Below are 22,934 nucleotides of genomic sequence, written 5' to 3' on the forward strand. Positions count from 1 at the left end.
GTCAGGCGCCGCGCGCGAACAGCGCGAGGCGTACGCGGTTGGGGCTGTCGGTCTTGGTCATGAGACTCGTGATGTGGGTCTTGACGGTGGTGACACCGATGTGGAGGCGTTCGGCGATCTCGGTGTTGGACAGGCCCTCGGCGACAAGTGTCAGCACGTCCCGCTCGCGGGCGGTCAGCCCCTGCACCTGTCGGGGCGGCTCGGCACGGGCGCGCACCGCGCGCTGCACGAGGCGGTGCAGCACCTCGGGGCTGAAAGGGCTGTCGCCCGCGGCGGCCCGGCGGATGCCGTCCAGCAGCTCGGTCGGGGGCGCGTCCTTGAGCAGGAAACCGCACGCGCCGGCGCTCAGCGCGGGATAGAGGTGGTCGTCGTCGCCGAACGTGGTCAGCACCAGCACCCGGGTGGCGGGACGTTCGGCGAGGATCCGCCCGGTCGCGGTGATCCCGTCGACGCCCGGCATGCGCAGGTCCATGACGACGACGTCGGGAAGAAGCCGCGCGGCGAGGATGACCGCCTCGCGGCCGTTGTCGGCCTCACCGACGACCTCGATGTCGGGCTGCGCCTCGCACAGCATCCGCAGGCCCGCGCGAATGAGATGCTGGTCGTCGACAAGCAGGACGCGGATCACGCCGGCTCCGGGGTCGGTGACCCGGCCGGGGCCTCGCGGGCTCGGGGCGCCGACCCGACAGGCGTCGCGGCGGCGGTCTCGGGGAGCGTGTTCGGCAGGACCGTCCGCACCCGCCAGCCCGTGCCGGTCGGGCCCGCCTCCAGCCGGCCGCCGAGGACCTCGACGCGTTCCCGCATCCCGGTGATGCCGTGGCCGCCGCCGGCCGGCACCGCAGTCGTCGGCGCGCTGTCGACGCCGCCCCCGTCGTCGGTGACCTCCCAGTGCACGGCGGCGTCGTGCACGGCGACAGTCAGGTGCGCCCGCGCGGACGGCCCGGCGTGCCGCGCCACGTTGGTGAGCGCCTCCTGGGTCAGCCGCAGCACCGCCAGACCACGTACGGCGTCGAGCGAGCCGATCGCCGCGTCGATGTCGGCCTCCACGGTGATGCCGGCCTGGCGGGCCCGGTCGACGGCGGCGCCGAGCGCCGAGGGGAGCGCCGAGGGCTCGATCGCGGTCAGCGCCGCGTCGCCGCGTACCCCGTCGGGGTTGCGCAGCACCGCGACCAGCCGGCGCAGCTCCGCGAGGGCCGCGGTGCCCGTGCCGTGCACGTCGTCGAACACCTCGTCCACCCGGGGGTCCAGGTCGGTGAGGACGTGCCGGGCCACACCGACCCGCAGCACCATCGAGGCCACGTGGTGGGCGACGACGTCGTGCAGCTCGCGGGCGATGGCGCTGCGCTCGTCGGCGCGCGCGGCGCGGCTCTCCGACTCGCGGCGCCGCTGCTCCGCCAGCGCCCGCTCCACAACCTGCCGGCCCAGCTCCCGGTTGCCCCGGATGACCAGGCCGAGCAGCACCGGGACGCCGACCTCCAGGCCCAGCCCGACGACGCCGGAGGCGGCCTGGCGCAGCGGGTCGCCGATGGAGTCGGCCAGGTCGACGACGGCCAGCAGCCCGGCGGCCAGCGAGATGGTGCGGGCGCGACCCGCGAGCATGGTGACTTCGAGCAGAGCCCAGCTCGCCCCCACCTGGTTGATGGTGAGGTCGTCGATGAGGCAGATCGCGACGGCCAGCAGCGCCGTCTGGAGCACCAGGTTGGCCACCGGCCGGCGATACGTCACGAGCGCGCCGGCGAACGCGGCCACCGCGAGGATCCACTGTGTCACGGTCGGCGTGACATGGGGGTGGGGCACGACGAGCAGGTAACACAACCCGCTGAGGTCGAGCAGCGCCATCCGCACGCGCGCGTCCCGCGTGTCGAACAGTCGTCCCAGCCACCCCACGGCCGTCAGCCTAGGTGCTCGCGGTCGGTGGCAGCGACCGCCGGCCGCCGCCACCGGGTGCGTACCGCCAGGTAGGCGGCCAGTCCGAGCGGCCCGAGCAGGATGGTCAGCAACAGCACCGGAGCCATGACCAGCGCCGGCACCCCCCGTTCCCGGCTGTCCAGCCACGCCCAGCGGCCCACGAACAGATCGAACGCGACCATGTGCGCCCACCCTGCCGCGGCGCCGTCGGGCGTGCCGAGCAGTTCGCGTACCCCGTCCAGGGTCGGCGACGTCACGGCCGGCAGCACCGTACCGAACGCCGGGATCACCAACAGCGCGTAGATCACCACGACCGGCAGCACGATCAGCGGCGAGCCGATGATCCGGGCGGTCCACGACCAGCGCGGCACCAGGATCATCAGCGCCCAGAACGGCGCGGCCACCGCGAACGTCAGGGAGAACAGGGTCGCGGTCACGCCGCGAGCGCCAGTTCCGGGCGGCGTCGGCGGGCCAGGACCAGACCACTGGCGGTCGCTGTCGCGACCACCAGGGCCGCGACGACGACCAGGGTGAGGGCGTCCGGGCGCAGCAGCGGCTGCCCGCGCAGGGCCTGCCACGTCAACACCATCGTGAGTACGCCGTACGCGCCGCCCGCGATGACCAGCAGCCGGATGCGGGTGCGCGCGTCGAGCCGGGTCGCGAACCGGGTCAGCAGGATCGCCAGGATCGGCAGAGCCTGGAGCGCGTGCAGCCCCACGAAGTGCCCGATCCGCAGGTCGCCCCCGGTGGTGCTCCAGCCGACCACTGGCAGTCCGGGCCCACCGTCGGCCACGCCCACGCTGTGCGCCCCGGAGATGCCCTCGATGCCCGGGTCCTGCATCGGCAGCGCCATCGGCACCGCCGCGAGCATGCCGAGCAGGGACAGGCCGAGCCCCCACCCGACGGCGGTCGCGGCGACCCGGTCGGGAATCCGCCGGATCAGCACCACGATCCCGATGACGAGGTGCGCGACGAACAGCACCGCGATCGCCGTGCCCATCGCCGCGAACAGCGCGGTGTTCAGCGGGGTGCTGGAGTTGAAGTGGCTGGTCTGCCCGCGCAGCACCTGCCCGACGAGCCAGACGTTCTCCAGCACCGCCACCGCGACGATGACCAGGACGGCTCGTTCGGCGGTCCGGCTACGCCGGGGCAGCAGGGAGAGCATCCAGGCGAGCGTAGCGCCGTACAGCACGAAGGACACCGCGAACTTGAACGGCTTGAGCCAGATCGGCGCCCCGGTGAGGACGCGTGGGTCGACGACGATGCCGACAGTGGCGACGACGGCGAGCGCCGCCATCGCGCCGACGAGGAGCATGAGGGGGCGGTTCCACTGTGTCGCCCGACGCAGAACGGTAGTCATGTCTGTAGATGCTCGTGGCCGTTCCCGCCTGTCGCGTCCGACCGCCGGCCCCGGTTGCGGCCCCTGGTCGGAGCGCGCCTCCTCCCTGGGTAGGAGGCCGGGTCCGGCGCGGCCCGCCGCGACTGCTGGCACAATGACCGACCTGCCGAGCGGACCGGGAGTGACCATGACGACCAGTGCGGACCGTGTGCGGCCGAACGAGACCACAGTGCCGCTGCTGCCCTGCCCGGCACCGGAGGAGACCCTTGCCTTCTGGCGCGCGCTGGGCTTCGAGGTGCCCCACGAGCAGTTGCGGCCGTACGTGTACCTGGTCGTGCAGTTCAGCGGGTTCGCGCTGCACTACGGGCCCGCGCCGAAGGGCCTCGACCCGGCGAAGGAACAGACCGGCGGCTGCCTGGTGATGGTCGACGCGGTAGCGCCGTACCACGCCGCGTTCGCCGAGGCGATGCGCCGTGCCCACGGCAGGGTGCTGGTCAAGGGCCTGCCCCGGCTGACCCGTTACCGCGCCGGGGCGTCCCGGTTCAGCGTCGTCGACCCGTCGGGCAACACCATCATCTTCATCCAGCGCGACGAGCCGAAGGATCTGGAGTACGGCGGCTCGACGGAGCTTGAGGGGTTGGCCCGGGTGCTCGACAACGCGCGGATCCTGCGCGAGTTCAAGATGGACGACCGGGCCGCCTACCGGGCGCTCGACTCGGGGATGCGCCGTCGCGCCGAGGACGCCCCGGCGGTCGAGCAGGCGACGGCGCTGGCCGGCCTGATCGAGCTGTCGATCGCGTTGGGGAAGTCCGATCGGGTGCCCGAGTGGGGCGCCCGGCTGCGCGCGCTGACGTTGACCGAGGAGGAGCGTACGCAGGTGCGGGCCTATGTCGCCGACCCGGTGGTCCTCGAACCGTGGTGGTCCGACCCGCCGCAGTGACCGCCGAGGCCGGGGTCGGCCCGCGTCGGCCCGGCCCCGGTCGCCGGGTCACCGGGTCACGGAGCTGCGCCGGAACAACGCCGTCACGCCGGCGAGCAGGACGAGCAGCAGCCCGGTGAACCAGGTCATCGCCGTGATCGTGCTGACGGTTCGGGTGGCGATCCCGATGCCGACCGCCGGCAGGCTCATCCCCAGGTAGGCGATGAGGAACAGCCCGGCCAGGGCCTCCCCGCGCCGGGCGGGCGCGGCCATCGCCGCGACCGTGCCGACGGCGGCCTTGAACAGCACGCCCGCGCCGACACCGGCGACCACACCACCGACCAGGAACGCGGTCAGGCTGGCGGTGTGCATGCCCACCAGCACGACGGGCACGCCTACCGCCTGCGCCAGCAGCCCGAGCCGTACCTTCGTCGGGGCGGGGAGCCGGTTGGTGACGGTCTGCGCCACGGCGGCGCCGCCGAACACGGCGAACACGACCGCGCCGGCAAGCGCCCGCGACGGCAGGTGCAGGGCGCCCGCGACGAAGCCCGGGGCGACGGAGGTGAACAGGCCGAACACGGCGAACGACGCGAAGCCGGCGGCGGCAGCGGCCACGTACCCGGGCCGGTCGCCGTGGTCGGCGCTGATCCGCTGCGGCCGGTAGGTCGGCTTGACCAGCCGCTCCTCGACGGTCTCCGGGGTCGCCGCGACCGCCACGATGCTGACGGTCAGCAGCACGGCGAACACCAGGTACGGGGTGCGCAGCGGCGCGTGGACGTACTGGGCGAGAACGCCCGCGACCAACGCGCCCACGCCGAGCCCACCGATGTTGGCGGCCGTCGAGACCACCTCGAAGCGCTGGCGGGACGCGCCGGGCCGGTGCGCCGCGTGCAGTTCCTGCAGGTACGCGGTGGCGGTCGCGGTGATCATGCCGACGCCCAGTCCGCTCACCAGTCGGGCGACCAGCAGTACCGGCAGCGACGCGTCGCCCAGGAACAGCGCGGCGGCGACCAGCTCCAACGCCAGCGCCGGAATGAGGATCTTCTTCCGGCCGACCCAGTCGGAGACGTGCCCGGCGAGCAGGAGGCTGATCACGACGCCCACCGCGTACGCCGCGAACACGATCGTGACCATGAACGTGGAGAAGCCGTCCCGGGCCATGTAGAGCGGGTAGAGCGGGGACGGCACGGTGCAGAACGCCATCGCGGTAAGGAACGCCAGGGCGATCGCCCAGAAGCCCCGGCCATGGCGGCGAGCGGATCCTCCGTCGCGGGCGGTCGCGGTGGCGGGCCGGCGGGAGGACAGGGTGGTCAACGACATGAACCCACTGTCGCCGAACCCGATCATCACGTCCAACGAAAGTTGGCGCTCGTAACGATCGCGATCGGTGATACTTGCGGGCGTGGAACTCCGCCAACTCGAGTACTTCGTCGCCGTGGCCGAGGAGCAGAACTTCACCCGCGCCGCCGCCCGCCTGCACGTCGTCCAGTCCGCCGTCTCCGCGGCCGTCAAGACCCTGGAACGCGAACTCGGGGCGCCGCTGCTGGACCGCAACTCCAAACGCGTACTCCTCACCGACGCCGGCGCCGCGCTGCTGCCCCGCGCCCGCGTCGCCCTCGACGCGGCCCGCGACGCCCGCGACGCCGTGGCCGAGGTGCACGGCGGCCTCCGTGGCACCCTGCGCATCGGCACGATGACGTCGACCCGGCTCCTGCACCTGCCGGCCCTGCTCGGCGAGTTCCACCGCCGGCACCCCGGGGTGCTGCTGCACACAAGCGTCGCCCCCGCCGGCTCCCAGGGGCTCATCGACGCGCTCACCGAACGCCGGCTCGACCTCGCGTTCGTCTCCCTGCCCGGCGCACCGCCACCGGAGATCCACCTGACCGAACTGGCCCGCTCGGTCATCGACCTCGTCGTACCGGACGACCACCCGCTGGCCGCCCGCGAGGCGGTGACGCTGGGTGAGCTCGCCGGCCTGGACTTCATCGACTCCCCGGTCGGGTACGGCAACCGCGCCGTCACCGACCGGGCGTTCGACACCGCCGGGCTGTCCCGGCGCGTCACGATCGAGATCCCCGACATCGGCACCGGCGCCGAGCACGTGCGGCACGGCCTCGGCATCGCGCTGCTGCCCCGCTTCGCCGTCGGCGACGCCGAGGGCGTACGCACGCTCACCGTCACCGACGCCGACCTCGACTGGACGGCGTCGCTCGCCACGCCTGTGGACCGCCCGGTGGGCGCCGCCGCCCGCGCCCTCATCGCCCTGACCGCCGATCTCCTGCCCTGAACCGCGCGCTGCGGGGCGGGTGCGGCCCCACAGCGCGGATCAGAAGGGCCACTGGTCGTTGGACCCGGCCTCGATCAGCGGGATCATCGCGAACGCGGCGTCGGAGAGTCCGCCGAAGGTGTGTCGCCCCGTCTCGTTCGGCGTGTGCCCGACCCGGTATCCGGCCAGGTTCCAGGTATAGACGGGCACCTCCGCCGGCACCGTCGCGACGACATCCGCCGAGCCGTGCCAGTGGGCCTGCTCGTCGGTGAGGATGATCAGCCGGTCGTGTCGGTCGAAGTGCTCCCGGACCGCCTTCTCGGTGTCGGTTCCCCTGCCGATGAAGTAGCCGCCGTCCTTGAAGCGCCGCACCGCCGCGAGGACCGACTCGCCCGCTACCGCGGGGAAAACCAGGCTGTCGTCGGAGAACGACACCACCGTGGCCGCCCGCGCACGGGCGGCCAGCGCGAGGCCGAACACCGTGGCGGCATCCCAGCAGCGCAGCGTGCCGTCCTTGCTGAACGGGCTCTGCATCGAGCCGGACGTGTCGATGAGGATCAGCGTCTGCCCGTCCAGGGTGGGAACGTTCCCGAGGGCGTGCTGCAACGCCTTCTCCAGCGGGTACGCCCACCGCAGGCTCGGTGCCGCGTTGTACGCCGACAGGAAGCGCATCGGCAGCACCCGCGAGCTTGCCACCTGCGCCGGGTCGGAGAGCTTGGCCGCAACGGTCTCCGCGACGGCGTCGCTGACTTCGGCCTGGTCGAAGTTGCGCAGATTACGCAGCAGCGCCAGGTAACCCATCGTCGGGATGACGGACTCCCATGCTGCCGCGTCCATCGCGCTCTGTCGCCAGCCGGCCAGGGCCTCCCACGTCATACCGGCCTCGTCGAACACGGCCCGGTCCGCGACCTCTCCTCGCTGCTCGACCGGCATAGCCATCAGCGCCTCCCGCGCCCTGAGCATCCGCAGGGACTCCGGGACCGGATTGTCCCGCTGGTGCCGCCGATCCAGCGCGTGCCGGAACAGGTCACCCTGTCGCTCATCCCTGGCGGTGGGGTGGGTCAGGTCGATGACGTCACCGAAGCGCACCTGACGCCCGACGGAGTCGTACTTGAGCAGGCTCCGCTCGGTGTAGAGCCGCACCGCCGCGTCGGCGATGCCCCGCTTCACCGGCTTGGGCAGTGCCCGGCCGTGACGAGCCAGCCAGTACGCGAGCGCCTCGCCCGGCTCATCCGCACGCTGCAAAGCCGCATCGACGACCGCGCGCGAACCGGTGATTCCCGCCGCTACCTGGGCGCGGGCACCCTCGAGCGCCGCCACCACCGACGCCGAGCGCATCATCGCGCGGGTTCGAAGCCACGGTACGAACCGTGCGAACCAGTCGGGGTCGGCGACGGCGACGCTGGCGACCAGGTCCCGGAAACGGGCGTCCCGGTCGGTGGAGCCCTCGTAGAAGGCGGCCTCACCGACCATGTTCGAGACACCGAGCAGGAACAGTTCGAGGCGCGGCTCACGGACGAAACCGGGCGCGCCCTCGGCGGTCACCGGCCGCTGCCGGCTCATGTGGAGCTTGACGTTGAACTTGGCCACGACGTCCCCCACGTCAGTCGGCCGAGAAGGCGCCACCACCGCGCACACCCGAGATCAGAGTCGGCCACGGACTAGTCCGCCACCCGAAGGTGCCGGGGGGATTCGATCCCCCATCTGCGGAGCCGGGAAGTAACCGTTGCCTGCGCACCGGGTGTGCGTGTGGTCGCGCTTCCCGAGATCGAGGTCGGCCACGGATGTCCTTCACCGGGGCCGGAACCCCTCCAGATGTAACCGTCGCCTACGCACCGGGAAGTGCGGTCACGACCGTAGCGGCGGTTGTCTGGGGCGGGCAACGGGGTTTGCGATCTCGTGATCAGCGCGGTGTGGCCGCGCCGCACGCCCGAGACCAGAGGTGGACACGGTTTTCGCGTCTCCCCGTTGGAAGCGGAAGTAGCCGTTGCCTGCGCACCGGGAGGTGCACCATGACGGTAGGCCCGCCCTGCCACGCCGACAACTCCGTTCCGCATCCGTCTCCGGGGGACTTCGGGCGGCGAGGCTGCCGACGAGCCGGGACCCTAGATCATGGACAGGACCAGCGCGGTCGAGGCCGCCAGTTCACGATGGCGCACCTCCTGACGCGGCACGAACACCATGGCTTGGCCCTCGCCGAGCACCACGTCCTCCTGTCGCGCGGTGGTGACGCCATGGAAGACGTGCACCGTGACCGTGTGCGGGAAGCCGGCCTCGTACGGGCGCGGTCCGCTCCACAGCGGACGCAGCTCGCCGGCGCTCAGGCCCGTCTCCTCCAGCAGCTCGCGGCGGGCCGCCTGCTCGGGTGACTCGCCGGGCTCGATGTGGCCGCCGGGAAGGCTCCACTGGTTCGGCGAGACGGGAGCGTGCTCGTCGCGATGCTGCATCAGCACCGCCCCGCTGGGGTCGACGAGCAGGACGAGGGCGACGTCGTAGGTGGCCATCCACGAGACCCTGCCACGCTGGCCCTCGTCACCGTCGGTCGGGCGTACCCTCCGTGTATGGATGTGGATGATCTTCCGGTGGTGGAGTTCGGGTTTCCCGGGCCGCTGCGGGACACGCTGGTGGCCGCGATCCGGTCCGGCGCGAAGACCTCCACGTCCGCGCTGCTGCTCGGCTACGAGCACGCCAACGAGCCGCTGCCCGAGGTTGGTCAGCGATCCGCGGTGGTGGACTCCGACGGCCGGCGGGTGGCGGTGATCGAGGTGACCGACGTGCGGGTGGTCCGGCTCGCCGACGTGGACCTGGAGCACGCCCTGGCCGAGGGGGAGGGCGACGAGTCGGTGGCGCAGTGGCGAGCGGGGCACGAGTCGTTCTGGCACAGTGCCGAGGTACGCGCCGAGCTGGGCGATCCCGGGTTCACCGTCGACGACGACACCCTGGTGGTGACCAAGCGCTTCCGGCTGTTCCGGCCCACCAACCTAGACGAATAGGTCCTCACTCCAGACGGGGTTGGGTTGCGGCGAAAGGCGCTGACGGCCGCGTCCGCTCCCACGGACCGACGGTCACCGCCATCGGTTGTCCGACCCGCAGACGCGGCGACCCGAAATGGGCGAGGTACGTCGGCAGTCGCGGGATCTCAGCGTCGAGGCTGGTCTTCGTAACACCGATCCGCGAGACTGCGCGGTATGCGTGATCGTTCTCGCCGGTGGGCGTGGGTCGGAGTGTTCGTCATCGGGCTGATCCTGTACGTGGCGGTGCTGCGGACCCTTGTCCGCACCCAGAATCCGAACTTCGTGCCGGCGCTGATCCTGCTCGGCGCGACCCTGGCCCCCCTGACGTTCCTCACGTTCGCCCAGGCCCGTACCGGGCGTTGGCAGGTTCCGGCGTCGGTGCTGGTGACGTCGGCGTTCTTCGGTGGGGTGATCGGCACGGTGGTCGCCGGCACCCTGGAGTACGACACCCTGCGCGGCCTGGGCACCCTGCCCATGCTGTTCGTGGCGCTGATCGAGGAGTCGGCGAAACTGATCGTCCCCGTGGTGCTGCTGTTCACGGCCCTGGCGCAGCACCGTCGCCGCCTGCCGTCCGACGGCCTGGTCATCGGTGTCGCGGCCGGCATGGGCTTCGCCGCGCTGGAGACGATGGGGTACGCCTTCACCGCGCTGCTCAGCTCGCACGGCAACATCGGCGCGGTGGAGCAGACCCTGTTCATCCGCGGTCTGACCGCGCCCGCCGGCCACACCGCCTGGACCGGGCTCACCGCCGGAGCGCTGTGGGCGCTGCTGGCCAGCCCGAGCGTGGGCCGGCTGTTCGGGTTCCTCGGCACCTTCGGAGGCGTCGTCGTCCTGCACACCCTGTGGGACACGTTCTCCGGTTCACTGATCTTCGTCTTGCTGGCGATCGTCAGCATCGGCTGGCTGTTCTGGGAGCTGCACCGCTACCGGACCTTCGGCGACCGCCTGGTCGTCCCGCAACCGTCGAGCTGATCGCGACCTCATCCACCATGCCTCCCTCGGCCGGCGGAAAGTGGCCGGGGGAGGCATCGCTCTGCTGATCCCGCTGCGCCCGGGCCGACACCTCATCTAGTGTCGGACTGTTCACATTTAGTGGCTTTCATGGGGAAGGTGCAGCGATGGGGGTGCGCCGCTGGGTCGAGCGCTGGCCGCTCTATCGCCAGCTCACCGGCACCGACCCGTTGGGCCGGGGCGCCGCGGCCAAGTCCGCCCGGTCGCTGACGCTCACCGCCCGCACCGACACCGCCGACTCGGTGGCCCGGTCCGTCTGTCCGTACTGCGCGGTGGGGTGTGGTCAGCGGGTGTTCGTCAAGGACGGGCAGGTCACGCAGATCGAGGGTGATCCGGACAGTCCGATCTCGCGGGGTCGGTTATGTCCGAAGGGTTCGGCGAGCAAGAGCCTGGTGACCAGTCCGTTGCGGCAGACGACTGTCCGCTACCGGCGGCCGTACGGCACCGAGTGGGAGGATCTCGACCTCGACACGGCGATGAACATGATCGCCGACCGGGTCCTGGCTGCCCGGGACGAGACCTGGGAAGACCGGGACGCCGAGGGCCGGCCGCTCAACCGCACGCTGGGGATCTCCAGTCTGGGTGGGGCGACGCTGGACAACGAGGAGAACTACCTCATCAAGAAGTTGTTCACCGCGATGGGGGCTCTCCAGATCGAGAACCAGGCGCGTATTTGACACTCCGCCACCGTCCCCGGTCTGGGGACCAGCTTCGGTCGCGGCGGCGCCACCCAGTTCCAGCAGGACCTGTCGAACTCCGACATGATCGTCATCCAGGGTTCGAACATGGCCGAGGCGCATCCGGTGGGTTTCCAGTGGGTGATGGAGGCCAAGCGCCGTGGGGCGAAGGTGTTCCACGTCGATCCGCGATTCACGCGCACGAGCGCGGTGGCGGACGCGTACCTGCCGATCCGGGCGGGCACGGACATCGCCCTGCTCGGTGGCGTGATCCGCTACATCCTCGACAACGAGCTGGACTTCCGCGAGTACGTCGTGGCGTACACGAACGCGGCCACCATCGTGACCGAGGAGTATCGGGACACCGAGGACCTGCACGGGCTCTTCTCCGGCTTCGCCGAGGAGAACGCCAGCTACGACCAGAGCAGTTGGCAGTACGAGGGCGCCGAGCAGAACGTCTCCTCGCAGGACACCGAGACGCAGCGGGAGACGGCGGCCGGGCTGGAGCACGAGTCGCACGGCGCGCCGGTGGGCGGCGACACCCAGCGCGACGAGACGTTGCAGCACCCGCGCTGCGTGTACCAGATCCTCAAGCGGCACTTCTCCCGCTACACACCGGAGATGGTGGAGCGGGTCTGCGGCATCCCGCAGGACAAGTTCCTCGAACTGGCCCAGGCGTGGGCGGCCAACTCGGGCCGGGAGCGGACGAGCATGCTCGTCTACTCGGTCGGGTGGACCCAGCACAGCGTGGGCGTGCAGTACATCCGCGCGGGAGCGATCATCCAGTTGCTGCTGGGCAACATGGGCCGGCCCGGCGGGGGCGTCATGGCGCTGCGGGGACACGCCAGCATCCAGGGCTCCACCGACGTTCCGACGCTGTTCAACCTGCTGCCCGGCTACCTGCCGATGCCGCACCACGCCGACCACCCCACGCTCGACGAGTGGGTGGACAGCATCCGGCATCCCGGGCAGAAGGGCTTCTGGGGCAACGCGCGCGCCTACGGCGTGAACCTGCTCAAGGCGTACTGGGGTGACGCAGCGACCGCCGACAACGACTACTGCTACGGCTACATGCCCCGGATGACCGGGGACCACGGCACCTATCAGCAGGTGCTCGACATGATCGACGGGAAGATCAAGGGGTACTTCCTGCTCGGGCAGAACCCGGCCGTGGGCTCGGCGCACGGGCGCGCGCAGCGCCTCGGGATGGCCAACCTGGACTGGCTGGTCGTGCGGGACCTGTTCATGATCGAGAGCGCCACGTTCTGGAAACACGCCCCGGAGATCGAGACGGGCGAGATCGTCCCGGAGGAGTGTCGTACCGAGGTGTTCTTCCTGCCCGCCGCCTCCCACGTGGAGAAGGAGGGCTCGTTCACCCAGACGCAGCGGCTGCTGCAGTGGCGGGAGAAGGCCGTCGAGCCGCCGGGCGACGCCCGCTCCGAGCTGTGGTTCTTCTACCACCTCGGCCGCATCGTCAGGGAACGGCTGGCCCGCTCGACCCGGGCCCGCGACCGGGCGCTGCTCGACCTCACCTGGAACTACCCCACGCACGGTCCGCACGCCGAGCCGAGCGCCGAATCGGTGCTCTACGAGATCAACGGGTACGACGTGGCCAGTGGCCGTCCGCTGTCGAGCTACACGGAGATGAAGGACGACGGCACCACCGCCGGCGGCTGCTGGATCTACACAGGCGTGTACGCCGACGGCGTCAACCAGGCCGCCCGCCGCAAGCCCGGCTCGGAGCAGTCCCTGGTGGCGCTCGAGTGGGGCTGGGCGTGGCCGTCCAACCGGCGGATCCTCTACAACCGTGCCTCGGCCGACCCGGACGGCAGGCCGTGGAGCGAACGCAAGAAGTACGTGTGGTGGGACCCGGACAAGGCCGAGTGGACCGGGTACGACGTGCCGGACTTCGAGAAGAACAAGGCGCCCTCGTACCGGCCGCCGCCGAACAGCTCGGGCGTGGCGGGCATCGCGGGCGACGACCCGTTCATCCTCCAGGGCGACGGCAAGGGCTGGCTCTACGCGCCCAGCGGCGTGCTGGACGGGCCGCTGCCGACGCACTACGAGCCGGTGGAGTCGCCGGTGCGCAACCCGCTCTACCGGCAGCAGGCCAACCCGGCCCGCAAGGTCTACACCCACCCGATCAACACCCTCAACCCGAGCCCTCCGGAGCAGCACAGCGACGTCTTCCCGTACGTCTTCACGGTCAGCCGGCTCACCGAGCACCACACGGCCGGCGGCATGAGCCGGACCGTCGGGCACCTCGCCGAGCTGCAACCGGAGATGTTCGTCGAGGTGTCGCCGGAGCTGGCCGCCCTGCGGGGACTGAGCCACCTGGGCTGGGCGCACCTGGTCAGCGCCCGCGCGGCAATCGAGGCGAAGGTCCTGGTGACCGACCGGATCACCCCGCTGCGGGTGGACGATCGGATCATCCACCAGGTCTGGCTGCCGTACCACTTCGGCTACGAGGGTCTGGTGACCGGTGACTCGGCCAACGACCTGTTCGGCATCACGCTCGACCCCAACGTCCTCATTCAGGAGAGCAAGGTCGGCACGTGCGACGTGCGGCCCGGCCGACGCCCGAGGGGACAGGATCTGCTGGACCTCGTCGTCGACTACCGGCGACGGTCGGGGGACCTGAGCCACCGTTACCCACCGCTGGTCACGACCGACGTCGCCGACAGCAGCAGCGACCAGGAGGCCTGACCGATGCCCCACGCCAACGCCCTGTACGGGCCGCTCGATCCGGCCTCGGACGCCGGTTACGGGGACGCGCCGCCGCGGATGGGGTTCTTCACCGACACCAGCGTGTGTATCGGGTGCAAGGCGTGCGAGGTGGCCTGCAAGGAGTGGAACGGCGTTCCGGAGAGTGGTCTGGATCTGCTGGGCATGTCGTACGACAACACCGGCGCGTTGACGGCGAACTCGTGGCGACACGTCGCGTTCGTCGAGCAGCCGCGCTCGGTCGGCCGGGAGACGCCGGCGTTCGAGGGCTATCCGGACGGGCCGGCGGTCAGCCCGGCGACGGCGGCCGTGGGCGCGCGGACCAGCACCGACACCGGCACCGACCCGGGTCTGCCACCCGGCTCACCGGTCGCGGCGGCCCGCATGTCGGGTGGGCCGGAGTTCCTGGGGATGCCGGGTGGGCAGCCGCCGGGGCGGGGTACGGGTGTGGAGCAGCGGTCGGATTTTCGGTGGTTGATGATGTCGGACGTGTGCAAGCACTGCACGCATGCGGCCTGCCTGGATGTGTGCCCGACGGGGTCGTTGTTCCGGACGGAGTTCGGGACGGTGGTGGTGCAGGAGGACATCTGCAACGGCTGCGGCTACTGCATCTCGGCGTGCCCGTACGGGGTCATCGATCAGCGTAAGGATGATGGTCGGGCGTGGAAGTGCACGTTGTGTTACGACCGGTTGGGTGCGGGGATGACGCCGGCGTGTGCGCAGGCGTGTCCGACGGAGTCGATCCAGTACGGGCCTCTGGACGAGTTGCGGGAGCGGGCGGCGGCGCGGGTGGCGACGTTGCAGGAGCGGGGTGTGCCCGAGGCGCGTCTGTACGGGCACGACCCGAACGATGGTGTGGGTGGTGATGGTGCGTTCTTCCTGCTGTTGGACGAGCCGGAGGTGTACGGGTTGCCGCCCGATCCGGTGGTGACGACACGGGACCTGCCGGCGATGTGGAAGCACGCAGGCCTCGCCGCGCTCACCATGGCAGCCGCCACGGCTGTCGCGTTCCTGGGCAGGCGGCCATGACCGACGCGACGCGCCGAAGTCGCGGCCACGGCGGCGAGCAGCTCACCGTGCCGCCGGCCGACTTCCGCTCCTACTACGGCCGACCGATCCTCAAGGCGCCGGTGTGGAAACGCGACATCGCCGGCTACCTGTTCAGCGGCGGCCTCGCCGCCGGCAGCGCGCTGATCGGCGCGGGAGCCCAGCTGACCGGACGCCCCTCGCTGCGCCGCGTGGGCCGCTGGACGGCCCTGGGCGGGACCGTCGCCAGCGCGTACCTGCTGGTGCACGACCTCGGGCGGCCGGAGCGGTTCCACCACATGCTCCGGGTCGCCAAGCTGACCTCACCGATGTCGGTGGGCACCTGGATCCTCACCGCGTTCGGGCCGGCCGCCGGTGTGGCGGCGATCGCCGAGCTCGGGCCACGGCTCCCGCAGCACGGTGTGCTCGGCCTCGCCCGCCGGCTCGCTCCCTCCGTCGGCGACGTCGCCGGCCTGGCTGCGGCGGCCACCGCCCCGGCGCTGGCCACGTACACCGGGGTCCTGCTCGCCGACACCGCCGTACCGGCCTGGCACGACGCGTACCCCTATTTGCCGTTCGTCTTCGGTGGCAGTGCCCTCGCGGCGGCCGCCGGGGTCGGTCTCATCGCGGCGCCCGCCGCCGAGACCGTGCCGCTGCGGCGGCTCGCCGTCGCCGGCGCGGCCATCAAGTTGGTCGGCGGCCATCGGATGGAGCGGCTGAGGATCACCGGTGAGCCCTACCGGCACGGTCACAGCGGCCGGCTGGTCCGGGCGGGAAACGTGCTGCTCGGCGTGGGCGCGGTCGCCGCGCTGCTCAGTCGGCGCAGTCGGGCCCTGTCGGTGCTCTCCGGCGCGGCCCTGGTGGCCTCGTCGGTCGCCACCCGGTTCGGCATCTTCGAGGCGGGCGGCGTGTCGGCGCGCGATCCGCGGTACACGGTCGTACCCCAGCGGGAGCGCCTCGCCGAGCACGGCCCGACGGTGGCCGACGGCCGACGCTGAGCGCGGCGCGAAACGGGCGGCGCCCCACGCGAGGCGCTGCCCGTGCGCGACGCGGCCCGAGCGCTCAGCCGGTGAACAGCTTCGCGGCCGTGATGGCGGTCTGGACGATGCCGTAGCCGAGCAGCGCCGCGACGAGCAGCCAGGACAACCAGAGCCGCCCGGTCTGGCCGCCGACGTGCTCGGGCACCGGCGGCCTGCTCTGCGGGCCGAGGGCGACCGGCTCGGTGACGCTTGCGCGCGCCACGGGCGAGGTCGAACCCCGGTCCGGCTCGTGGAACCGGTCGGGCACGGCGCGGACCAGCAGGTTGGCGACGAAACCGATGGCGAGGACGCCGACCATGGTGAACAGCGCGGGACGGTACGCCGAGGCGGTGAGCGTGCCGGGCTTGCCCTGCGTGTCGAGGATGCGGTTGACGATCAGCGGCCCGGCGACACCCGCCGCCGACCAGGCCGTCAGCAGCCGGCCGTGAATGGCGCCGACCTGGAAGGTGCCGAAGAGGTCCCGCAGGTACGCGGGCATGGTGGCGAAGCCACCGCCGTAGAAGGAGATGATCAGCGCGGCGATCAGCACGAAGACGGCCGTGGCGGCGTGCCCGGCCACGGCGAGCAGGGCGTAGAGCACCATGCCGACGCCCAGGTAGATCAGGTAGATGGGCTTGCGGCCGATGAGGTCGGACGTCGTCGACCAGACGAACCGCCCGGCCATGTTGAACAGCGACAACACACCTACGAAGCCGGCCGCCGCCGACACCGAGACGGCCGTGGAGCCGTTGTCCCGGAAGAAGTCCTGAATCATCGGGCTGGCCTGCTCCAGGATGCCGATGCCCGCCGTGACGTTGCAGAACAGCACGATCCACAGCAGCCAGAACGAACGGGTCCGTACGGCGTTGGACGCGGACACGCTGGCCCTCGTCACCAGCGACCGGGTGGCGACGCGAGCGGGGTCGAACCCGGCGGGCCGCCAGTCCGGTGGAGGAACCCGGACGTTGAACGGGCCGAACATCATGATCACGAAGTAGCCGATGCCGAACGTGACGAAGAGCCCCACCAGCGCCGAGCCCGACGCCACCGCGGCGGGGTTGGCCGGGTTGTAGTCGGAGTCGTAGAGCGACAGCAACTGACGCGCGAGCGGGCCGGCGACCAGGGCGCCGCCACCGAATCCCATGATCGCCAGACCGGTGGCGAGACCCGGCCGGTCCGGGAACCACTTGATCAGCGTGGACACGGGCGAGATGTAGCCGATGCCCAGCCCGATACCGCCGATGACGCCGTAGCCGAGGTAGAGCAGCCAGAGTTGCTGGGTCGCGATGCCGAGCGCGCCGACCAGGAAACCAACGGCCCAGAAGCAGGCCGAGACGAACATGGCCCGGCGCGGACCGTTGCGCTCCACCCACCGGCCACCCACCGCCGCCGACGAGCCCAGCATGACGATGGCGATGCTGAAGATCGCCCCGATCGCCGTCTGGCTGGCGTCGAAGTGCGCGATGAGGGAGTTCTTGTAGACGCTCGTCGCGTAGACCTGGCCGATGCAGACGTGCACGGCCAGCGCCGCGGTCGGGATGAGCCAGCGGCTGTATCCCGGGGGAGCGACTGTGTGCCGAGGGTCGAATACCGACAGCATGGGCTCCGCACCTCCTGCGGCTGAGTGGGCAGGCGGCCCGACACACGCCCGGCGTTCGCCGTTGATCGGCTGCATCTCACGGTACGTGGTCGCCGGCTCACCGCTCCCGGTTACCGGAAAACGGGCGGCGCGTGCTGAGAAACTGCCTACATCAGGCAGCCGTCAGGCACGCCCGATTCGCGGCTCCTGTCGGCCGGTGAGGCGCAACCCGACACCGCGTACGGCCTCGATCGTGGCACCGGTGCCGAGGGTCCGCAACTTACGCCGCAGCCGCTTCACCAGGGACTGCACGTCCGCCCTGCGCTCGCGCCCCTCGTCGTGCCAGACCGACCGGTGCAGCTCGGCATAGCTCCAGATCCGGACCGGCTCGGTGATCAGGCAGGCCAGCAGGTCGTGTTCCAGCCGGGTCAGGTCCACCTCGCGAGCCGCGTACCGCGCGGTGGACCGGGCCGAGTCGATGACCAGGGCGGCTTCGGGCTCGGCGGTGGGCGTCCGGCCCGGCGGTGGCCCGTCGGGCGGCCCGGTCCGTTGCTGCGGCATCGCGATGAGCCGACGCAGCTCGTCGAGGTCGGCCACCAGCAGCAGCGGCGCGATCCCGTCGAGACGCTCCGCGAGCCGGATGCGCTCGGTCGGCGACGGTGTCACCGCGATCAGCAACGGAAACTGTTCGTCGGCCGGATCAGCCCCGGCCAACGTCGTCTCGTCGTCCTCGGCCACCACACCGCCCGGGATCGATGGGCATCCCTGCCCAGCTATCGTCATGGTCCTGACAATGTTTGGCAAGCGCGCCGCCAGCAGGGCAACCGTTAGCGACAAGTTGCTCACAGCAAGTTCTTGATCGTCCTTTCCTCTCGATCATAGTGTCCACTCGGGCAACCGGCGTGACCCGCGCGGTGCATGGGGAGGCATGAGGGGTCCGTTCGCTCGGTTCCGTCGAGCGGGATCTCGCGCACTTCTCACATGGCCCATCACACCCCTGGGTCGTTCTGAGGGAGGCAGCACCGATGATCAGACGTCCACAATGGAGACGCACGGCCAGATCGCTGGTCAGCGCCAGCGCGGCGATGATTCTCGCCGCCACATGCCTGGCCAGCGTCGGCTCCGCCGCGCAGGCCGCGCCCGGTTCGCTGGGAGCGGGAGCCGCCGCCGGGGACAAGATCCGACCGGAGCTCGCCCGGCAGCTTGAGGCCAAGAGCGCAGGGGACTTCTGGATTCGGTTCAAGGACCGGGCCGACCTGAGCAAGGCCAGCGCCATCAAGGACTGGACGAAGCGCGGCGCGGCCGTCGCACAGACGCTGCGGGAGACCGCCGCCGGGAGCCAGGGCAAGATCCGCGCCGAACTCGACAGCTCGGGCACGAAGTACGAGACCTTCTGGGCCACCAACGCCATCAAGGTGAACAGCGGCTCCCTGGCGATGGCGCAGAAGTTCGCCGCCCATGCGGAGGTCGAGGGTCTCTACCCTCCGGTCGCCTACCAGCTTCCCGAACTCACCAAGGGCACCGACGAGAAGACCGTCAACGCCGTCGAGTGGGGTGTTGCCAACATCAACGCCGACGACGTCTGGTCCCAGTACGGCGTCACCGGCGAGGGCGTCACCATCGCGAGCATCGACAGCGGTGTGCAGTACGACCACCCGGCGCTCGTGAACTCCTACCGCGGCAACAACGGCGACGGCACGTTCGACCACAACTACAACTGGTTCAACGCCGCCGGGACGTGCGCCGACGCGCCCTGCGACGACGACGGCCACGGTACGCACACCATGGGCACCATGGCCGGCTCCGCCGGCGCGAACCAGATCGGTGTCGCGCCCGGGGTCAAGTGGATCGCGGCGAACGGCTGCTGCCCCACCGACGCGGCGCTCATCGAATCCGGTCAGTGGATGCTCGAGCCGACCGACCTGAGCGGTCAGAACCCGGACGCCAGCAAGCGGCCGAACATCATCAACAACTCCTGGGGCACCAGGGAGCCGTCCAACGAGCCCTTCATGGAGGACGTGACGCTGGCCTGGGCCGCGTCGGGCATCTTCGGTGTCTTCTCCAACGGCAACAGCGGGCCGGCGTGCGAGACCAGCGGCTCGCCGGGCAGCCTCGCCAGCAACTACTCGGCCGGCGCGTACGACGTCAACAACAGCATCGCCAGCTTCTCCGCCCGGGGGGCCGGGCAGAACGGCGAGATCAAGCCCAACATCTCCGCTCCGGGTGTGAACGTCCGGTCGAGCATTCCCGGAAACGGATACGGCAGCGCCAGCGGCACGTCGATGGCCGCCCCGCACCTGGTCGGCGCGATCGCTCTGCTGTACTCGGCGGCGCCGTCGCTTGTCGGTGACGTCGACGGAACCCGTGCCCTGCTCAACGGCACCGCGATCGACAAGGCCGACGACCAGTGCGGTGGCACCGCCGCGGACAACAACGTCTACGGCGAGGGCCGACTGGACGCCCTCGCGCTGCTGAACGCCGCCCCGACAGGCGACATCGGCACCCTTGCCGGCACGGTCACCGACGCGGCCACCGGCGCACCGATCGCCGGCGCGACAGTGACCCTCACCGGGCCGACCTCGCGTGAGATCACCACCGGCGCCGACGGAAAGTACTCGACCCAGGTCCCGACCGGCGACTACCAGGTCGTCGTGTCGGCCTTCGGGTACGGCAGCACCACGAAGACCGCGACTGTCACCAACCGCGCGACCACCACTCTCAACGTCGCCCTGACGGCGGTGCCGCGCGTCAACGTCACAGGCGCGGTCACCGACGGCTCCGGCCACGGCTGGCCGCTGTACGCCAAGGTGACAGTCAGCGGCGTGTCCGGCGTGTACGACTACACGACGCCCTCGAACGGCCGATACAGCATCACACTGCCGGCCGGGCAGACGTACACCCTGACGTACGAGTCGCAGTACCCGGGCTACCAGACCGTCACCAAGGAGGTGGTGGTCGGCACGCGCAACGTGACCGCAAACGTCGCGGTGCCGGTGGACACCACCACCTGCACGACGGCGCCCGGCTACACGTTCGGCTCCGACGGCGAGTACGAGACCTTCGACGCCACGACCACGCCGGCCGGCTGGACGGTGGTCGACAACGCGGGCAGCGGTGACGTCTGGAAGTTCACCGACGACGGCGACCGGGGCAACCTGACCGGTGGCAGCGGCAACTTCGCGATGATCGACAGTGACGCGTACGGCGCGGGCACCACCCAGGACACCTCCCTGGTGAGCCCGGTGGTGGACCTGACCGGCGTCACGGCCCCGGTCATCCGGTTCAACCAGGACTTCAACCAGCTGAACGACGACACCGCCGACGTCGATCTGAGCATCGACAACGGCGCGACCTGGACGAACGTGCTCCGCCAGGAGACCGACGTGCGGGGCCCGAAGCTCACCGAGATCCCGATCCCGCAGGCGGCCGGCAAGGCGCAGGTCCAGGTGCGGTTCCACTACTACGACGCCTCGTACGAGTGGTGGTGGGAGGTCGACAACGTCCTGATCGGCAGCCAGGTCACCTGCGTACCTGTCGACGGCGGTCTGGTCGTGGGCAACGTCCGCGACAAGAACGACAACAGCTACATCAACGGCGCCACCGTCACCAGCAACGACCGGCCCGCCGAGAAGGCGGTCACCGTGGCGACCCCGGACGACCCGGGGCTGCCCGACGGGTTCTACTGGATCTACTCGACGCTCACCGGCACCCACAAGTTCACCGCGACGGCCGGTAACTACGTCAGCCAGAGCAAGCAGGTCGACGTCGAGGCCGACTGGGCCACCACCGCGAACTTCGTCCTCGCGGCCGGCCGGTTGTCGGTGACGCCGACCCAGCTGAGCGCCACGGTCCAGATGCCCAACGGAAAGGCCACCAGGACGTTCACCGTGACCAACACCGGCGGCGCGCCGGTCGAGGTCGGCTTCGGTGAGCGTGACGACGGCTTCGAGCTGCTGCGGGCGGACGGTTCGCGGGTGACCCGGCAGCAGGTGCTCGGCGCGGCCGGCGCACCGGAGCAGCGGTTGAGTGTTCCGACGTCGTTCGCGGCCAAGGCTTCCGGTAAGGCGGCGACGGCGACCCCGGCCGCGGCCGGCCCGCAGGCCGCTCCGTGGACGGACATCACCGACTTCCCGGCCAACATCATGGACAACCGGGTGGTCACGCTGGACGGCAAGGTGTACTCGATCGGCGGTGGCGACGGAAGCGCCTCCACCGTGAAGACCTACGCCTACGACCCGGTCGCGCAGACCTGGACGGCGGTGGCCGACCTGCCCGGCGCCCGTAACGCGCTGACGGTCGGAGTGATCGGCGGGAAGATCATCGCAACCGGTGGTTGGGCCGAGGCCGGCCCGGACGCCACCACCTGGTCGTACGACCCGGGGGCCAACACCTGGACCGAACTGGCCGACAACCCCGCGCCGCGCGCCGCGGCAGGGCAGGCGGTCGTCGACGGCAAGCTCTACGCAGTCGGTGGCTGCACCACCTCGGGCTGCGTGCCGATGTCGAACAGTGTGGTCCGCTACGACCCGGGCACCAACGCCTGGGAGACGCTGGCGAACTACCCGAAGTCGGTCGCCTTCGCCTCCTGCGGCGGCATCGACGGCACCCTCTACTGCACCGGTGGCAACGACGGCACCGCGGCGCAGAAGGCCAGCTACGCCTACGACCCGGGCGCCAACACGTGGACCCCGATCGCGGACGCGCCAGTCGACAACTGGGCCAGCTCGTACGCGGTGGCCAGCGGCAAGCTCCTCGTCGTGGGCGGTTCACAGGGCGGCGCCATCAGCAACGCCGGCTTCGCCTTCGACCCGGCCACCAGCTCGTGGTCGAACCTGCCGAACGCCAACACCGCCCGGTACCGGGGTGGCGCGGCGTGTGGCTTCTACAAGATCGGCGGCTCGTCGGGCAGCTTCAACGCGGCACCGGACAGCGAGGTGCTGCCGGGCTTCGAGGGGTGCGCCGAGGCGGCGGCCGACGTCAGCTGGATGACCATCGACAAGTCGACGGTCACCCTCGCGCCGGGTGAGAAGGTCACGGTCACCGTCGGAATGACGGCGAACGTGGACCAGCCGGGCACCTACTCCGGTGCGGTCACGATCAGGGAGAACACGCCGTACTCGGTGGCGCCGGTGACGGTGACCATGACGGCGACGCCCCCGAAGACCTGGGGCAAGCTGATGGGGACGGTGACCGGTACGAGTTGCCAGGGCGCGACCTCGCCGCTCGCCGGCGCGGTGGTCCAGGTCGACTCGTGGGCGATGTCGTGGACGTTCGCGACCGACAGCGCCGGCAAGTACGCCTACTGGGTGGACCGTCGGAACAACCCGCTCACGATGATCGTCGCCAAGGACGGCTGGAAGCCCCAGACCCGTCAGACGAAGATCGACACCGCCACTCCCGCGGTGGAGAACTTCGCGTTGGCACCCATCCGGTGCTGACACCTGAGCGGTAA

General features: G+C 70.9%; 17 protein-coding genes. 8 read left to right on the forward strand and 9 right to left on the reverse strand.

Going from position 1 to position 22,934, the window contains the following annotated elements:
• Position 1: 1 nt before the first annotated feature.
• From ACGFIE_RS05555 to ACGFIE_RS05570, 4 genes are read right to left on the reverse strand one after another with little or no spacing between them, the layout of a single operon-like run.
• Positions 2-628, reverse strand: a complete 627-nt coding sequence (locus tag ACGFIE_RS05555; protein WP_363682153.1) for a response regulator transcription factor — start codon at positions 626-628, stop codon at positions 2-4.
• On the reverse strand, positions 625-1,887 hold the full coding sequence (locus ACGFIE_RS05560) for a sensor histidine kinase (RefSeq protein ID WP_393291380.1): 1,263 nt from the start codon (positions 1,885-1,887) through the stop codon (positions 625-627). Before ACGFIE_RS05560 ends, ACGFIE_RS05555 begins: the two co-directional genes overlap by 4 nt.
• Positions 1,888-1,892: 5 nt before the next feature.
• Positions 1,893-2,345, reverse strand: coding sequence for an ABA4-like family protein (locus ACGFIE_RS05565; protein ID WP_393291382.1), 453 nt, complete (start codon positions 2,343-2,345; stop codon positions 1,893-1,895).
• Positions 2,342-3,268, reverse strand: coding sequence for a hypothetical protein (locus ACGFIE_RS05570; protein ID WP_393291384.1), 927 nt, complete (start codon positions 3,266-3,268; stop codon positions 2,342-2,344). Before ACGFIE_RS05570 ends, ACGFIE_RS05565 begins: the two co-directional genes overlap by 4 nt.
• 166 nt (positions 3,269-3,434) lie before the next feature.
• On the opposite strand from ACGFIE_RS05570, the gene ACGFIE_RS05575 reads away from it, so the two are divergent.
• Positions 3,435-4,187, forward strand: a complete 753-nt coding sequence (locus tag ACGFIE_RS05575) for a glyoxalase (protein ID WP_393291386.1) — start codon at positions 3,435-3,437, stop codon at positions 4,185-4,187.
• A gap of 48 nt (positions 4,188-4,235) precedes the next feature.
• Here the strand turns inward: ACGFIE_RS05575 and ACGFIE_RS05580 are convergent, their stop codons facing one another.
• The gene (locus ACGFIE_RS05580) at positions 4,236-5,486 is read right to left on the reverse strand and encodes an MFS transporter (RefSeq protein WP_393291388.1); all 1,251 of its coding nucleotides are present in this window, start codon (positions 5,484-5,486) and stop codon (positions 4,236-4,238) included.
• Positions 5,487-5,568: 82 nt separating this feature from the next.
• On the opposite strand from ACGFIE_RS05580, the gene ACGFIE_RS05585 reads away from it, so the two are divergent.
• Positions 5,569-6,453, forward strand: coding sequence for a LysR family transcriptional regulator (locus ACGFIE_RS05585; protein ID WP_393291389.1), 885 nt, complete (start codon positions 5,569-5,571; stop codon positions 6,451-6,453).
• Positions 6,454-6,492: 39 nt separating this feature from the next.
• Here the strand turns inward: ACGFIE_RS05585 and ACGFIE_RS05590 are convergent, their stop codons facing one another.
• Both ACGFIE_RS05590 and ACGFIE_RS05595 read right to left on the reverse strand, forming a co-directional pair.
• Entirely contained in the window at positions 6,493-8,022 is a 1,530-nt protein-coding gene (locus ACGFIE_RS05590; protein ID WP_393291391.1) for a TROVE domain-containing protein, read from the reverse strand.
• 515 nt (positions 8,023-8,537) lie between these two features.
• Complete coding sequence (locus tag ACGFIE_RS05595) at positions 8,538-8,936, reverse strand: NUDIX domain-containing protein (protein ID WP_393291393.1); 399 nt, start codon at positions 8,934-8,936, stop codon at positions 8,538-8,540.
• Positions 8,937-8,993: 57 nt separating this feature from the next.
• Here ACGFIE_RS05595 and ACGFIE_RS05600 point away from each other — a divergent pair, with 57 nt between their 5' ends.
• From ACGFIE_RS05600 to nrfD, 5 genes are all read left to right on the forward strand, one after another.
• Positions 8,994-9,425 carry an ASCH domain-containing protein gene (locus ACGFIE_RS05600; protein WP_393291395.1) on the forward strand — a complete coding sequence of 144 codons (432 nt, stop codon included), beginning with the start codon at positions 8,994-8,996 and terminating at the stop codon, positions 9,423-9,425.
• 195 nt (positions 9,426-9,620) lie between these two features.
• Complete coding sequence (locus ACGFIE_RS05605) at positions 9,621-10,418, forward strand: PrsW family intramembrane metalloprotease (protein ID WP_393291398.1); 798 nt, start codon at positions 9,621-9,623, stop codon at positions 10,416-10,418.
• A 146-nt stretch (positions 10,419-10,564) separates the two neighbouring features.
• The gene (gene fdh / locus ACGFIE_RS05610; protein WP_393291400.1) at positions 10,565-13,840 is read left to right on the forward strand and encodes a formate dehydrogenase; all 3,276 of its coding nucleotides are present in this window, start codon (positions 10,565-10,567) and stop codon (positions 13,838-13,840) included.
• A 3-nt stretch (positions 13,841-13,843) separates the two neighbouring features.
• The gene (locus tag ACGFIE_RS05615; RefSeq protein WP_393291402.1) at positions 13,844-14,887 is read left to right on the forward strand and encodes a 4Fe-4S dicluster domain-containing protein; all 1,044 of its coding nucleotides are present in this window, start codon (positions 13,844-13,846) and stop codon (positions 14,885-14,887) included.
• Complete coding sequence (gene nrfD, locus ACGFIE_RS05620) at positions 14,884-15,882, forward strand: NrfD/PsrC family molybdoenzyme membrane anchor subunit (RefSeq protein WP_393291404.1); 999 nt, start codon at positions 14,884-14,886, stop codon at positions 15,880-15,882. The genes ACGFIE_RS05615 and nrfD overlap by 4 nt, the downstream gene beginning before the upstream one ends.
• Positions 15,883-15,946: 64 nt before the next feature.
• Here nrfD and ACGFIE_RS05625 read toward each other — a convergent pair whose 3' ends face one another.
• A complete protein-coding gene (locus tag ACGFIE_RS05625; RefSeq protein ID WP_393291406.1) occupies positions 15,947-17,503 on the reverse strand; it encodes an OFA family MFS transporter in 1,557 nt (518 codons plus the stop codon).
• Positions 17,504-17,665: 162 nt separating this feature from the next.
• Entirely contained in the window at positions 17,666-18,265 is a 600-nt protein-coding gene (locus tag ACGFIE_RS05630; RefSeq protein ID WP_393291408.1) for a winged helix-turn-helix domain-containing protein, read from the reverse strand.
• 242 nt (positions 18,266-18,507) lie between these two features.
• On the opposite strand from ACGFIE_RS05630, the gene ACGFIE_RS05635 reads away from it, so the two are divergent.
• Positions 18,508-22,920 carry a S8 family serine peptidase gene (locus ACGFIE_RS05635; protein WP_393291410.1) on the forward strand — a complete coding sequence of 1,471 codons (4,413 nt, stop codon included), beginning with the start codon at positions 18,508-18,510 and terminating at the stop codon, positions 22,918-22,920.
• The last annotated feature ends 14 nt before the right edge of the window (positions 22,921-22,934 follow it).

The organism is Micromonospora sp. NPDC049275 (assembly GCF_043197115.1).
Classification (GTDB): Bacteria; Actinomycetota; Actinomycetes; order Mycobacteriales; family Micromonosporaceae; genus Micromonospora.

Excerpts from the sequence above, each read along its gene's own strand:
- ACGFIE_RS05570 (WP_393291384.1), bottom strand. The coding sequence starts at position 3,268 with ATGACTACCGTTCTGCGTCGGGCGACACAGTGGAACCGCCCCCTCATG.
- ACGFIE_RS05575 (WP_393291386.1), top strand. The coding sequence starts at position 3,435 with ATGACGACCAGTGCGGACCGTGTGCGGCCGAACGAGACCACAGTGCCG.
- ACGFIE_RS05580 (WP_393291388.1), bottom strand. The coding sequence starts at position 5,486 with ATGTCGTTGACCACCCTGTCCTCCCGCCGGCCCGCCACCGCGACCGCC.
- ACGFIE_RS05595 (WP_393291393.1), bottom strand. The coding sequence starts at position 8,936 with ATGGCCACCTACGACGTCGCCCTCGTCCTGCTCGTCGACCCCAGCGGG.
- ACGFIE_RS05600 (WP_393291395.1), top strand. The coding sequence starts at position 8,994 with ATGGATGTGGATGATCTTCCGGTGGTGGAGTTCGGGTTTCCCGGGCCG.
- ACGFIE_RS05605 (WP_393291398.1), top strand. The coding sequence starts at position 9,621 with ATGCGTGATCGTTCTCGCCGGTGGGCGTGGGTCGGAGTGTTCGTCATC.
- ACGFIE_RS05615 (WP_393291402.1), top strand. The coding sequence starts at position 13,844 with ATGCCCCACGCCAACGCCCTGTACGGGCCGCTCGATCCGGCCTCGGAC.
- nrfD (WP_393291404.1), top strand. The coding sequence starts at position 14,884 with ATGACCGACGCGACGCGCCGAAGTCGCGGCCACGGCGGCGAGCAGCTC.
- ACGFIE_RS05625 (WP_393291406.1), bottom strand. The coding sequence starts at position 17,503 with ATGCTGTCGGTATTCGACCCTCGGCACACAGTCGCTCCCCCGGGATAC.
- ACGFIE_RS05630 (WP_393291408.1), bottom strand. The coding sequence starts at position 18,265 with ATGACGATAGCTGGGCAGGGATGCCCATCGATCCCGGGCGGTGTGGTG.
- ACGFIE_RS05635 (WP_393291410.1), top strand. The coding sequence starts at position 18,508 with ATGATCAGACGTCCACAATGGAGACGCACGGCCAGATCGCTGGTCAGC.